Raw genomic sequence first — 14,368 nt, forward strand, 5'->3', positions numbered from 1 at the left:
CAGCGGAGAGAAAAAGGTCGCCATGAAGCTTCCATGAAGCCGGAATTTGGTTCAGCAGAGAGAAAAAGGTCGCCATAAAGCTTCTATGAAGCCGGAAATTGGTCCAGCAGAGAGAAAAAGGTTGTCATGAACCATTTTCAGGCAGCACAAACATTTTCCTCACAGCATGAAAATCGGAATCTAAACCAAAAAATCTGAATTTATAGGTAAATAGGTTAAGCTGTTTCCTAATAAATAGTATAATAATGACAGTAATTTCTATAAGGGATGAAAAAGTTAAATAGATTTCAGGGAGTCATACAGGGGGATACACTGATGGCAAAGATAATGCAGATAACAGACGAACTGAAGGATTGGATTGTGAGTACGTTAAAGAATGACGTAAGTCCGATTGCGAATGCTTTGATTAGAAAGGGCTTTGATAACCGTTTTGCCTATGAAACACTGTTTCGAATTGTTGGAAATTAAGCGATAAAGGCGACAGAAGGCGAGCAAATTCGATATAATGATGAGGTTCCCGGGATTGGCAGGAAGGGAAATACCCTTTATACAAGTGACAGTAAAATAAACGTCCTATCGAGATTTGAAAGGCCGTTTCTTCTTCATTTGGATAATGTGCTGAGCCTGAAGAATGTAGTGAGCTTATCAATCTTTCAGGGACCCGCCTGAAGCCATCACGAGTTGTGGATACTGCTTCCGGGGAAGAGCGTGCAGCATCCGGGAGGACAAGCAATGGAATGGCATTTCAAATTGGAGAGAATGAGCTTGTTGACAGGATTGAAAGAAGAATTGCAGAACTAACCAGTTTCCCGGTCGAAAATGGGGAAGGACTGCAGGTGCTGAATTACGGAATTGGTGAAGAATATAAGCCTCATTTCGACTTTTTTCCACCTAATATGGTGGATGCCAAAAAAGGCGGACAGCGTGTTGGCACATTTTTAATCTATTTAAATGATGTGCCTGAGGGCGGCGAAACCGTTTTTCCAAAAGTCGGCCTGTCGATCGTTCCCAGGAAGGGGGCAGCCATTTATTTTCATTATGCCAATGGAAACGGGCAGCTCGACCATTTGTCTGTGCATAGCAGCGTGCCTGTAACAGCAGGCGATAAATGGGTCGCAACCAAATGGATTCGGGAAAGCAATATTTATCATCAGTAGAATTGCAGACAAAAAAACAGAAGGATGTTATAACAGGTGAAGCTGATTAACAAACTATTCTCAAAGCAAAAGCCAGTAACAATCGAGTTTTGCCAGAGGAATCTTGACCAGTTTTTAAAGGAAGAGGATTCCACTGAATACGGTCGCTTTATAAATCAGAAAACCATTCATTATAAAGAATATGAATGCCAGAGCAAATGCAAGGAATGCGGACAGTCGCCATATGCAATGGTAGATGGCAAGTTTATTTCAGCAGAGAATTCCGGCGTATTGCTGGATAAGCTCAAAGCTCTTGCCGACAAAAAATAATGCACTTTCAAAAGGAATTGGATCAATCCAATTCCTTTTTCATATATTATTCAAATAATTGTTTGAATAACTTATGCCAGGAGGTATAATATATTCAAGCGAAGGTTTGAATATTAAGGGGTGATTCTTTTGGCGTCCAAAGATACTTGTGATATTTATTGTTATGATGGAGAAAAAGTGAATCGGATACAGGAAGAACTGCAAAAAGAAGACCTTTCTAGTGTTGCCCAATTATTTAAAGCACTTGCAGATGAAAATAGAGCAAAGATTTCCTATGCGCTGTGCCAGGATGATGAGCTGTGCGTTTGTGATATCGCCAATATTATTGGAGCTACTGTCGCAACAGCGTCTCATCATTTGCGCACTCTTCATAAGCAAGGGATTGTAAAATTCCGAAAAGAAGGCAAATTGGCCTTTTATTCATTGGATGATGACCATATTAAACAACTGATGATGATTGCATTAGAGCATCGAAATGAGGTGAAAGCCAATGTCTGAACAAGCAGGATTAGCTAAACAAGAGACGAAAACCTACCGTGTTCAGGGCTTTTCCTGAGCAGGATGTGCCAAAACGTTCGAAGAGAACGTGAAACGCCTGGATGGCGTTTTAGATGCCAATGTTAATTTTGGCGCATCCAAAATAACGGTAACAGGCACTGCTTCAATGGAAGCCATTGAAAAGGCGGGAGCTTTTGAAAATTTGAAGCTGCGCGCTGAAAATGAAAAGGCAGCAGAGCGGGAGCCGTTCTGGAAGCAAAGGGAAAATTATAAAGTATATATTTCTGCAGTATTGCTTGTGATTAGCTGGTTTTTAAGCATGCAGTATGGTGAAGATCATATTTATCCTAAGATCGGATATGCAGCGGCCGTTTTAATAGGGGGATATACGCTTTTTCAAAAAGGGCTGAAAAATCTGGCCAGATTGAAATTTGATATGAGTACTCTTATGACCATCGCTATTATTGGAGCGGCCATCATTGGCGAATGGGGCGAAGGAGCCATGGTCGTCATTTTGTTTGCCATTAGTGAAGCTCTTGAACGCTACTCAATGGATAAGGCCCGCCAGTCAATCGAGTCATTGATGGATATTGCCCCAAAAGAGGCGCTGATTCGCAGAGGCACTAGGGAATTGATGGTTCATGTAGATGATATTCAAATTGGTGACGTGATGATCGTTAAGCCAGGGCAAAAGCTTGCCATGGATGGAATTGTCATAAATGGAACATCCACTTTGAACCAGGCTGCAATAACGGGTGAAAGTGTCCCAGCTGCCAAAACGGTTAACGATGAGGTCTTCGCAGGAACGTTAAATGAAGAGGGGCTTCTTGAAGTAAAAGTAACCAAGCGGGTGGAAGATACAACGATTGCGAAAATCATTCATCTGGTTGAAGAAGCACAGGCTGAAAGAGCGCCTTCCCAGCAATTTGTTGATAAATTTGCAAAGTATTATACACCGGCCATTATTGTTTTAGCAATTTTAATCGCCGCAGTACCGCCATTATTTGGAGGAGATTGGAACGATTGGATTTATCAGGGATTGGCAGCATTGGTGGTAGGCTGTCCATGCGCACTTGTTGTATCAACCCCGGTGGCAGTGGTAACAGCCATTGGGAATGCAGCAAGGAATGGGGTGCTGATTAAAGGAGGCATCCACCTTGAAGAAGCTGGGGCGCTTAAGGCAATTGCTTTTGATAAAACGGGGACCTTAACGAAGGGTGTGCCTGCCGTTACAGATGTAATAGCATATACCGGAAATGAAATAGATTTATTGAAAATAACAGCAGCTATTGAAAAAGGATCACAGCACCCCTTGGCATCAGCCATCATGAGAAAAGCAGAGGAAAATGGATCAGACTTTAACTCAGTGCAGGTTGAAGGATTTCTGTCCATCACAGGAAAAGGCATAAAAGCCATTGTAAACGGAGTACTTCATTATGTAGGAAGCCCGAACCTGTTTGAAGAGCTGCATGGAACCATTGATCATGATAAAATGCAGCAGATTACAGAGCTTCAACAACAGGGAAAAACCGTTATGGTGCTGGGAACAGAAAGTGAGATTCTTTCATTGATAGCTGTAGCAGATGAAATGAGGGAAAGTTCCAAACCCGTCATCAGCAAGCTGAACAGCATGGGAATTGAAACAGTTATGCTGACAGGCGATAATCAGCGAACTGCAAATGCTATTGCGAACCAAGCTGGTGTAATGGAAATAAAAGCAGATTTGCTTCCGGAAGATAAACTGACTTTTATAAAAGAACTTCGAGCCAATCATCATAGAGTGGCAATGGTCGGAGATGGCGTAAATGATGCACCGGCTCTTGCAGCATCGACCGTCGGCGTTGCAATGGGCGGTGCAGGAACGGATACAGCTCTTGAAACGGCTGATATTGCCTTAATGTCAGATGATTTAAGCAAATTGCCTTATACCATTAAGTTGAGCCGCAAAGCTTTGGGGATTATCAAGCAAAATATTACATTCTCCCTGGCAATTAAAGCATTGGCACTTCTCCTTGTTGTGCCGGGCTGGCTGACATTATGGATCGCAATTTTTGCAGATATGGGGGCAACTCTTCTGGTAACGTTAAACAGTTTGAGATTGCTAAGAATAAAAGAGTAGATTTGAAGGGCGATGTCTAAACGGGCATCGCCTTTTTCGATAATCACAATTTCTATTATACCCTATATAGTATGAAGAGGTGAAAGTAAAGTAATTTGGAAAAGTAACGTAAACATAGAATTGAAATGGGAGTTCTTGGAGAGGGTGCGAAGAAATGTCTAAAGAAGCAGCTCAGGTGCCTGATTGGCTTCAGGCCTATATTGAATCGCCGGAAAAACAGCAGAAACTATATAAACGGACCCTGGTTATCGTGGTCCTTTCACAAATATTTGGAGGAGCTGGGCTTGCAGCAGGCATTGCAGTCGGGGCTTTGCTGGCTAAGGATATGCTCGGGACAGACAGCTACGCAGGGCTGCCAATCGCTTTGTTTACGCTTGGTTCTGCTGGTGCCGCTTTGATTGTCGGCCGGCTGTCTGAACGCTACGGACGAAGGTTTGGGCTTGCATCAGGATTCCTGGCAGGCGGGGCAGGTGCTTTCGGAGTCGTTGCTGCAGCCGTGACAAACAGTATTTTGCTTCTGTTCGTTTCGCTTGTTATTTATGGGGCGGGAACTTCTACAAACCTTCAGGCACGATATGCTGGAACTGATTTGGCCAATGCCAGGCAGCGGGCAACAGCAGTAAGCATTGCCATGGTCTCAACAACATTTGGCGCTGTTGCAGGGCCAAATCTAATTGAGGTGATGGGGCGATTTGCGGAAAGTATTTCAGTTCCAGCTTTATCCGGGCCATTCATTTTAGCCGGAACCGCTTATTTCCTGGCAGGATTGATTCTTTGGTTATTTTTGATGCCAGACCCGCTGATTGTAGCAAAAGCTGTTGCAAAACCCCAGAAACAAGTAAAGGAAGCTAGCGGAGGAGAAAACACGTATCCATCGGCAAATAGTAAAAGCGGGATCATTTCTGCCGGCTGTTTAATGGTATTAACACATTTGGTCATGGTGGCAATCATGACCATGACCCCGGTTCATATGGGGCATCATGACCATAGTTTAAGTGCAGTGGGCAGGATTATTGGCTTCCATATTGGTGCCATGTACCTTCCTTCTTTATTAACCGGGATCATTGTCGACAAACTAGGGCGGAGAACGATGGCAATCGCATCTGGCATTACATTGCTGGCTGCTGGCATGATAGGTGCTGCAGCACCGGGGGATTCCGCCTTCCTTCTTACAATCGCCCTTATAATGCTCGGGATTGGCTGGAACTTTGGACTGATCAGCGGAACGGCTATCCTCGTCGACTCCACAGACCTGTCTAACCGCGCAAAAACACAAGGAATGATTGACGTCATGGTGGCTTTGTCTGGAGCAGCAGGCGGAGCACTATCGGGTATAATTGTTGCCAATTCCAGCTATGCCATACTCTCTATAGCGGGAGGGATATTTTCGCTTGTCCTTATCCCGATTGTGGTTGGGGCGGGGAAAAGGGCAAAAGATACAGAAAAAAGCCGTTTAAAGTCAAATGAAGGCTGATCATATAGGAAACATGATTCGGACTTGGTAACAAGAGAGATTTTAACAAAAACATAAGTTATAAGAGAATTTTAAGCTAAGAGGCTAAAATTTGCGGAAAATTCCACTTTTTTTAGCATTGAGATTGCTTTTTATCTCATCTATATTAAAAGTGAAAAAGTTCTCTATTAATTTGAAGAGTTTTGATCAAAAAAATTTTAAGGAGGCGTTACCTATGGCTACGAAAGCAGCCCGCAAACGTAGGAGCATTAAGCGTTTCCTTCAAAAGGAATTAAAAAAAGGAAAAGTTAAAAGGGGCAAAGCAATTGCAGCAGTATAAGCACCCATTTTTAAAGGCCAGGGTATCCGTACCCCGGCTTTAATTTTTTTACGCTGGTTTTGGCTAGATGGAAAGGCATGTCACATATAAATGTGTGGTGATCCATTTATTATTCTCCGAGTGGTTTCCAGGAACAGAAATCCTTTGGAATGAAGGAAAGATACAGCTATGCGAACATTTAAAAGCGAAATCTGGATTCCTGTTAAGAAAAAGTAAGGCTCAAGAAAAAAAGCGTCCCGCAGCAAAAGTGCGGGACGCTTTCAAATTTAATTAATCCATTTTTTATAGAGCGAGTCAAACTTTCCCTGCAGCTTCATTTCATCCATCCACATTTCTAGGTAGCTGGCATAGACGAAGTCTCCGCGCGGGATCATATAGCCTTTTTCATTGTTGGTGAAAGGCTTGTCAGTCAAAGCGGCATAGAGGCGCGGATCCTCATCAGCATATAGCATGGCTTCAACTGTATCGGTAATCATCACATCGTATGTTCCGTCGGCCACAAGACCAGGGATATCCAGATTGTTTTGAACCACGGTTACATCGGCATTGGTAAGGTGCTGGCGGACAAAGGCTTCGTTTGTGCCGCCAGGGTTGACGCCAATTCGGACGGAAGGTTTATTGATGTCTTCAATGGACAGATATTTGTCCTTGTCTTCTGCCCGTATTAATGGCACTTTTCCAAATGATAGATAGCCTTGGGAAACATAGGCGTTTTTTTGTCTGGCTGTGTTGCGGGTAACGCCGCCCACCGCAATATCAAACTTATCAGCTTGCAGGTCTTTCATCATATTAGGCCATGTGGTTGCAACAAAACGGACTTCTACTCCCAGGTCCTTTGCGAGTTCCTTGGCAGCATCAACGTCATAGCCTTCATACTCATTTGTCTCAGGATTTAAGTATGTAAAAGGTTTATAGTCTCCTGTCATCCCTACCCGAATATACCCCCTCTGGATGATTTCATCCAACTGGGAAGCTTCTTCTTTTTTCAAATGGCCAGGTGCATAGTCCGAAGCAGATGTTGCTTCCGCATTTTTTGTGGAGAGCAGGTCATGGCCGACATATCCAGTTCCTATCAGAGATAAACTAAGAATCCCGGTAAGCAAAGCTTTTTTCCAATTCTTAAACATGTTTTTTCCTCCTCTTTTTATCTATTGATATATTTATTTTAGTTGAAATTATTTGATATTTCTGTCAAATTTATCAGAAATAAACAAAATGCCCTACTAATTTTTTTGAAATCCGTTCGAAAGTAATAGAAAAGGTTTTGGGCTACAAGTGCATTGGAGTGCTTTTAATTGGGGCGGTGATGAACTGTATTTTGTTAATGGAGCACAATAAAGTGAAAAATTTACCTAAACAGCAAGTTTGAACCGTTTTATTTGCCTTTTTTCAGCTGGCAAAGGGGAAAAATAAGGTATATCGTCAACTTCCGCTTTTTTATCATCAACTTTCAATATATATCATTAACTTTGCCCATATATCATCAACTTTTAAAATTTATCATCAACTCAACCACATATTATCAACTTCACACAAAGTAAGGAAGGAGCATTTACTGCTCCTTCCCTGCGCCAAACTCTTCTCCTAATTCAACTAAGGTCTTATTGATGCGCCATACATAGTACAAGTGATGGATTAAATCCCGCTGTGATTGTTTCCGGGAAGGGGCTAAGCGTTCAATTTGTTCACGTTCTTCATCCAGGCTGTAGACAAGCGTACCTTCACCGTTCCCTTTTAGCAATTCCATCAATGTGTCAATATTAAGGTCCAGTTTTTCTTCGATTCTTTTGAAAACATCTACCAATTCTTCCGGATAGTCGAAGCCTTTTCGATAGGAGGATGCGACTAGATGCCTTGCATAGTAACTGATGGCGCCAAACATTGTAACCCATTTAATGACGTCTGAGTGCCGGGGCGACCCAGGCTTTTGGGTGAGCGATTGGGCTTCCGTTTTGATCGTTTGAAGTTTTTGTTCCAGCTTAAATGCATTCCCAGATAGATCCTTGACGTTTACATCTTCTCTAAATCCGCGTACATACTCGGTCACATATGGCTTCAAATCTGTTAAAAAGTCGCTGAAGGCTTCAGCCACTTTATCCTTCGTTTTCTTTGGAAAAACAAAAGTAGAAACGCCGAAAGCAATTACAGCACCGGCAATGGTGTCAATAACGCGGGCGCTGATCAGGGAAAAGGATATTCCTCCAAGCAAAAGGTCATACAAAAAGGCGACCAGCATCGTAATAAACATGCTCATTAATGTATAAGAGACCTCAAATAAATAAAAGGCAAAAAAGACAACCAGAAAAATGAGCGTAACTTCAAGAACTGAATGGCCAGAAACAATCCTGGCCAGCGTAAAGCCAATGACGGCCCCAATGATGGTTCCGACCGAACGCTGAAACCCTTTTGTATAAATGCGGCCTATCGATTCTGTGCCAAGCAGTACAATATACGCTGTTAAAAGAACCCAGTAAGGCTGGGCGGGGGAAATGATTTGTCCCACAATGATGGATAAAGCTCCTGCAACCAAAGCCTGAAAAGCTTTTTTTGTAGAAGGCCTCAGGCTTTTTTCTTCGTCTTCCGCATTCTTTTCATCTAAATTTTCTTCAGATTCTTTAATCGGTGGATAATCTTCTTGTTTCATTAATTTTGTACTATGAAGGGCCTGTTGAATAGTTGCGGCCCCTTCGATAACATGGTTGGCAATGGACTCGATTCTCCGAATCAGAAAGAGCCATCCTGCCGGCTGCGCATCGCGATTGAATAAATCCATAATCAACAATCGCAGTGCTTGAACTGCCAATTCTGCTTCTTGCAAGTTTTGCTCTTCATAATGGTGGGCAAGCACCTCCGCATCACGCAGAGACTGGATTACCCATATTAGAAGCCTCCTTAATTCATCAATCTCAAGGGCATCTGCTCTTTTTAAACTATGAATGGAGTCGGTCAGCGTTTCAATCAGCATCCCGGTATCAAAAACATAGAGCCGCAGCTGGGGAGGAGTTAGCCCTGGCCATAATTTTCGTACATCTTCTTCATTTATATACTCTGATACGGTGATGGCATATTCCCGCAGCTTAAGTACATTTTTCTGAAGCTCTTTTTTTCGCTGGAGACTCAATTCCTTATCCTGCATTCCCTGTATTAAAAGATTAAAGGTTAGGTTGCTTTGAATATGAAAGGAGCGAATGCTTCGCTGTAAGTTTTTCGCGGTATTCTGGAAAAGCATGAAATTAAACAGGAACGCATAAGCAACCCCAACCCAAATGCCTATGTAAAACAATGGGAGCTGGCTGTTTTCCAGTTGTAAAATGGATGAGAAATAAAGTGTCATGAATGCGATCATGCATAATGAGAAATATCGTACATTAAAACGGGTTAAATAAAAGCTGCCAAATATTAATAAAAGCATGGCTCCGTCAATGTAATAGGCATTGCCTGCCAGTAAAGAACCAGCTGATATTCCCGCCATGGCCGAAACACCAAGTAAAAAGGTTGTAAGCATTTTTTTCTTTTTGGCATCATCCATTACAATCATAATCCCCAGCATTCCAGCCATGCCGGAAACAATCGCAGGAGTTAAATCATCAAATCCGGCAGCGTGCATGATAAAGAGAGTTGTAAATACAGATGCCATTAAACTGAGAGTGGCTCTTCCTGCTTTCTGAAATCGGATTAACCCAGGATCAGAGGCCATCAGCCGTCCAAGCCAATGATGTTTGATATGTAGCTGTTTCATTGTGTCACCAAACTTTGCAAAGTTTTTCTTTAGAGAGCTAAAGTTTATTCTAACACTCGCTCTTTTAATATCCAAATTAGGTATATCAGGTGTATATACCCTTTGCTTCTTATTTTAAACCAGATAAAAGAAAAAGATTTTTTTAAGTTAAAATAAAACGAGTGGTTTTGCTATTGAGTGAATTATAATACGATTTCTGGTTTTATATGCCGAGAAAATAACGCTAAATGAGTGTTGCCATACGTGCAAAAAGCTTTAGGAGTTAAATCCTAAGCTTTTTGCAAGTCTATTAATACCCATAATTTAGAATTTTTAGATATAATAGAAGAAAGAACATTTGGAGGAAACTATGGAGACAGTATTAGAAAAAGCGATTGTACTCCGAAATATCGGAAAGTACAAAGAATCTAACGAATTACTTGTTAAGCTGGCATGTGAGTTTCCTGATAATCCCAACATTAATTACCAGTGTGCGTGGAGCTTTGATGTTTTAGGAGAAGAAACAAAGGCTGTCGCTTTTTATGAAAAAGCTATTTTACTTGGGCTCCCGGATGAAAACCTGCAAGGAGCAATTTTGGGCCTTGGAAGCACATACAGGACATTGGGGGAATATGAGAAATCAAGATATGTGCTGCAAAAGGGGATTGAACAATTTCCTGACAATCGGGCAATCCAAGTGTTTTATTCGATGACACTTTATAATTTGGGGGTTCATAGCCAGGCAATGGAGCTGCTGCTTAAGTGTATATCCGAAACGGGAGGTGACCCGGAAATAATCAAATATAAAAACGCGATATACTATTACTCTGATAAACTGGATAAAGTATGGAGTGAATAATGTAAAGTAAGAATGAGCAAGCCGTTGAAGAATACTGAAATAGTTACAGGGACTACGAATGTTATCGAGGAGATACATGCAGGGAAGAAAATATAGAAAAGGGAAATGCCCTCGCTGAATTTACAGTAATATATATAGTCAGCTATCCCAGAAATACAAGGACTGAATAAAAGCGTAACAGGTGGATAAATAATCTTGGTTCGTCATAGAATTGATCATGGTATAATTTTAAAAACATCATGGGGAGATAAGGAGATTTATAGATGAACGATTTATTGACAGATTTGATAGATGACCTAAAAAAATCCAATGGCGGTCATATCCTTTACAATTACGATGAGGTCGATTGTTACCTTCAAAATGCCATTTCCTTTATTCTAGCAGGAGTTAGAGATAAAGGACAAGTACTATTTGTCGAGAATGACCGTAATCTCCTTTATATCCAAGAGAATGTGGCCAAGCTTTTAAGCGAGGAGGAACTAGCCAGAGTCCATTTTGCGAATAATTTTGATTTCTATTATTCAAACGGTGATTTTAATCCGGAAACCGTTTTTAATTATTTTACGAAAAATATCCAGCCCCATCTGGAAAGCGGGGCTCCTGTGTACACTTGGGGCCTTGTTGAATGGGGGAATGTGAAGGAATACATTCTGAAAGTAGAAGAATATGAGAAGAAATTGGACAAAGCGATTAATGATAATGGGATCATTTCATTATGCGCCTACGATAATAACAGTACACCGGACGAATTAAAAGAAAAACTGATGAGATGCCATGGTGTGCTGGTAACGGATCGGGAATATAAATTCCTGCAAAATTATTAATAGAAGAGTTCTTCTGAGGAGAAACAATGGGACAAATAACATTTAAAGATATTTATAAGCCAGGGGCTGCCGTACTGGAAAATGACCTTTACATTCATAATCATACCCCGGAAATGCTCCTGCAATATGACAGCAATTTTATCAGTTTTAAAAAAATGCCCACTATACAAGAGTTTTTAAAGGCTCACGATTATTTAAGATCGTATCATCAAAAATATGGACAAAAGCACGTACGCTTCTATTTTCCTGAAGGGGAAGAGCTCTTGCCTGAGCTCCTCGGCTTCTTTCAAAAAGATGAAGATTATACAATTGGATTTTTGGAGCTTTATGCTATCCAGCCGAAGGATTTCCCTGCTATGAAGGAGAGTCCGGATATTCTGGTTGAAAATGTGACGGACGAAATTTTGGAAGATTATTTGAAGTTCCAGTATAAACATGATTCGGTTTATGGTAGAAATTATGCCGAAAAGAAGCAGGATCAGCATGTGCGGAATTATAATAATAAAAGCATTCAACAGATTCTTGCCTATTATAATGGGAATGCAGCTGGTTCTGTGGATGTCATTATTGCGAAAGAAACAGCTGAAATTGATGGTCTTATGGTTGATGAAGAATGCCAGAAAAAAGGCATTGGGAGCAGGCTGCAAAAGTTTGTAATGGAACAATTTAAGGATAAAACTGTTATCCTGGTTGCTGATGGGGAAGATACTCCGAAGGAAATGTATCGAAAGCGGAATTATCAGTATCTTGGAAAGCAGTATGGAGTTCTAAAAGTATATGAGTGAATGAGTGCCTGGTTCTAATAGGAGCCAGGCATATTTTTATTAAGGAAATAGAACACTGTTAAAGGAATTTCCACAAGATATAGGGAGGAGAAGCAACTTGTGGCTGATGTGAAAGCGACGTAGTCAGGATAAATAGAGTTAATTTTTAGCGAGGATAGCGACCATCATGCTGGCGGTCAGGTGAAAATGATAGTTAATCAACGGGAATAACGACGATCATGCTGGTGGTCAGATAATAATGTTAGTTTATCAGCGGGAATACCGACGATAATGCAGCGGGCAGATAAAAATGGTAGTTAATCAGTGGGAATACCGACGATATTGCTGGTAGTCAAGTAAAAACGGTAGTACACAAAGGACTATTAGAAAAGTAGTTGCGCAGTTGAAGTTGGGAGTTAATCGAACATTTTAGAGATATATAGATAGGCTGACACGATAAGCGGTGAGTCAGAATTATTGTTGTTTTTATTAACTTTGACCAAATATATCGATTGTAAGCATAGTGTACAAAAACGGTTAAATATAATAACAGAAAAAAGGCGAAATAATAAAAAAATTTTTATTCATGTAAGCGCTTTAAAGGGTTGAAGTTTTCTGAAGACTTTGATAAGATTTATAAAACTGAAAAGGCTATGTGTAACTGGCGAGACGCGGATAACCGCGAGGGAGCACATAGTATCGAAGCCGTTCGCCTGGGCAGAGGTAAGGGATTCTACCCCCTTGCCTCTTTCTGTTTAAAATCTGACAAAGTTATAAGAAAAGGGGAGAATCCAGTGAGTACCATGACTTTAGACAAAGTGAAGACCATTAAAACGTTAAATGCCATCGCAAAAAGCGGCCTTGATGTCTTTAACAAGGATCATTTTAAAATTGACAATGAGAGCGACAATCCGGATGCAATTGTGCTCCGCAGCTATAATATGCACTCAATGGAATTTGGCGATAATTTAAAAGCTATTGCACGTGCGGGGGCAGGTGTCAATAATATCCCGGTCGATAGGTGCACGGAGCAGGGTATTGTTGTATTTAATACACCTGGCGCAAATGCAAATGCTGTAAAAGAAATGGTACTGACTTCTTTGATGGCTTCTTCCCGCAATTTGTTTGCAGGAATTGCCTGGACAAAGACGCTGAAGGATGAGGGCAATCAAATTCCCAAGCTTGTAGAAGCAGGAAAGAAGCAATTTGTCGGAAAAGAAATTAAGGGGAAAACACTCGGGGTTATCGGTTTGGGAGCAATCGGAGCACTTGTAGCGAATGATGCACTGGATCTGGATATGGATGTAGTTGGCTTTGATCCGTTCATTTCTGTTGATACCGCCTGGAACCTGTCCCGCAATGTCCAGAGAGCCATGTCAATTGAGCAAGTGTTTGCGGAATCCGATTATATCACGGTTCATGTCCCATTAACCGATGATACAAGAGAAATGTTTAATAAGAATACGTTCAATATGATGAAGGATGGCGTGCATATTCTGAACTTCTCACGAGGAGAGCTTGTGAATGAAGTGGATATGGCAGCTGCACTTGAAAGCGGAAAAGTAGGCAAATATATCACAGACTTCCCGAATGAAAATGTCCTTCAGATGAAAAATACGGTAGCAATCCCGCACCTTGGCGCTTCAACCAAAGAATCAGAAGAAAATTGTGCTGTCATGGCAGCCCGCCAGGTGAAGCATTTCCTTGAAACTGGCAATGTCAAAAACTCAGTGAACTTTCCAAACGCCGCACTTCCATATACAGGAAAACGCCGTGTAACCGCCTTTCACAAAAACATTCCAAACATGGTTGGACAGATCACACTGGCGATTTCGAGCTACCAGCTGAACATCGCGGACATGGTGAACCGCAGCCGCGGTGAATATGCCTATACCATGATTGATATTGATAACAAAGTGAATGGCGATGTCATTCCTGGACTGCTTGATCAAATTAACCAAATCGAAGGCATTGTCACAACACGCATTATTTAAAGATGAAACCTCAATTCCCTGCTGATATGCTCCCCTTTAGGTAGACAGATTAAAAATAAAAATCTGGCTGCTTATGGGGGAGTATTTATTATGTCTAAAAGATCTTACTCTGCAGAAGAGAAATACGAGATATTAAAGGAATTAGACGAGCATTATTCAACATATGAACTTGAGTCAAAATATAACGTGCACCCTTCAACGATTTTGGAGTGGAAACACAAGTATGATAAGTGTGGTTTTGAAGGTCTAAAAGAGTCTTCCACTTGGAAAAAGTATTCCAAGGAATTGAAGCTAGCTGCCATTAGAGATTGTCAGTCTGGGGAGTATTCTATA

At 41.3% G+C, this 14,368-nt stretch carries 13 protein-coding genes and 1 riboswitch; of the genes, 11 read left to right on the forward strand and 2 right to left on the reverse strand.

The features are described 5' to 3' along the window. Positions 1 to 315 precede the first annotated feature (315 nt). The 6 genes from L634_RS34555 (at position 316) to L634_RS0129240 (ending at position 5,557) form a co-directional block, all read left to right on the forward strand. Positions 316 to 468, forward strand: coding sequence for a hypothetical protein (locus L634_RS34555; protein ID WP_232233866.1), 153 nt, complete (start codon positions 316 to 318; stop codon positions 466 to 468). Positions 469 to 737: 269 nt separating this feature from the next. Next, entirely contained in the window at positions 738 to 1,157 is a 420-nt protein-coding gene (locus L634_RS34560; RefSeq protein WP_232233867.1) for a 2OG-Fe(II) oxygenase, read from the forward strand. Between the two features lie 36 nt (positions 1,158 to 1,193). After that, on the forward strand, positions 1,194 to 1,466 hold the full coding sequence (locus tag L634_RS0129225; RefSeq protein ID WP_026585412.1) for a DUF1450 domain-containing protein: 273 nt from the start codon (positions 1,194 to 1,196) through the stop codon (positions 1,464 to 1,466). Between the two features lie 129 nt (positions 1,467 to 1,595). Beyond that, positions 1,596 to 1,964, forward strand: coding sequence for an ArsR/SmtB family transcription factor (locus L634_RS0129230; protein WP_026585413.1), 369 nt, complete (start codon positions 1,596 to 1,598; stop codon positions 1,962 to 1,964). Further along, positions 1,957 to 4,083 carry a heavy metal translocating P-type ATPase gene (locus tag L634_RS32065; protein WP_084029070.1) on the forward strand — a complete coding sequence of 709 codons (2,127 nt, stop codon included), beginning with the start codon at positions 1,957 to 1,959 and terminating at the stop codon, positions 4,081 to 4,083. Before L634_RS0129230 ends, L634_RS32065 begins: the two co-directional genes overlap by 8 nt. Before the next feature lie 154 nt (positions 4,084 to 4,237). Next, on the forward strand, positions 4,238 to 5,557 hold the full coding sequence (locus tag L634_RS0129240) for an MFS transporter (RefSeq protein WP_026585414.1): 1,320 nt from the start codon (positions 4,238 to 4,240) through the stop codon (positions 5,555 to 5,557). A gap of 585 nt (positions 5,558 to 6,142) precedes the next feature. Here the strand turns inward: L634_RS0129240 and L634_RS0129255 are convergent. Together L634_RS0129255 and L634_RS0129260 are read right to left on the reverse strand one after the other, a co-directional pair. Continuing rightward, positions 6,143 to 7,003, reverse strand: a complete 861-nt coding sequence (locus L634_RS0129255; protein ID WP_026585417.1) for a transporter substrate-binding domain-containing protein — start codon at positions 7,001 to 7,003, stop codon at positions 6,143 to 6,145. 425 nt (positions 7,004 to 7,428) lie between these two features. Beyond that, on the reverse strand, positions 7,429 to 9,615 hold the full coding sequence (locus tag L634_RS0129260) for an FUSC family protein (protein ID WP_026585418.1): 2,187 nt from the start codon (positions 9,613 to 9,615) through the stop codon (positions 7,429 to 7,431). Positions 9,616 to 9,964: 349 nt separating this feature from the next. On the opposite strand from L634_RS0129260, the gene L634_RS0129265 reads away from it, so the two are divergent. The 5 genes from L634_RS0129265 to L634_RS0129285 form a co-directional block, all read left to right on the forward strand. Then, complete coding sequence (locus tag L634_RS0129265) at positions 9,965 to 10,453, forward strand: tetratricopeptide repeat protein (protein WP_026585419.1); 489 nt, start codon at positions 9,965 to 9,967, stop codon at positions 10,451 to 10,453. A gap of 263 nt (positions 10,454 to 10,716) precedes the next feature. Beyond that, positions 10,717 to 11,277 (forward strand): MEDS domain-containing protein, encoded by a 561-nt coding sequence (locus L634_RS0129270; RefSeq protein WP_026585420.1) that lies wholly within the window; start codon positions 10,717 to 10,719, stop codon positions 11,275 to 11,277. 26 nt (positions 11,278 to 11,303) lie between these two features. Continuing rightward, the gene (locus tag L634_RS0129275) at positions 11,304 to 12,062 is read left to right on the forward strand and encodes a GNAT family N-acetyltransferase (RefSeq protein WP_026585421.1); all 759 of its coding nucleotides are present in this window, start codon (positions 11,304 to 11,306) and stop codon (positions 12,060 to 12,062) included. A 626-nt stretch (positions 12,063 to 12,688) separates the two neighbouring features. Further along, positions 12,689 to 12,767: riboswitch (ZMP/ZTP riboswitch) on the forward strand. A 68-nt stretch (positions 12,768 to 12,835) separates the two neighbouring features. Continuing rightward, positions 12,836 to 14,035, forward strand: a complete 1,200-nt coding sequence (locus L634_RS0129280) for a phosphoglycerate dehydrogenase (RefSeq protein ID WP_026585422.1) — start codon at positions 12,836 to 12,838, stop codon at positions 14,033 to 14,035. 90 nt (positions 14,036 to 14,125) lie between these two features. Further along, positions 14,126 to 14,368 (forward strand): helix-turn-helix domain-containing protein (locus L634_RS0129285; protein WP_026583979.1); only part of this gene is annotated, 243 nt, incomplete at its 3' end.

The sequence above is a fragment of the Bacillus sp. J33 genome (assembly GCF_000518885.1).
Classification (GTDB): domain Bacteria; phylum Bacillota; class Bacilli; order Bacillales; family Cytobacillaceae; genus Cytobacillus.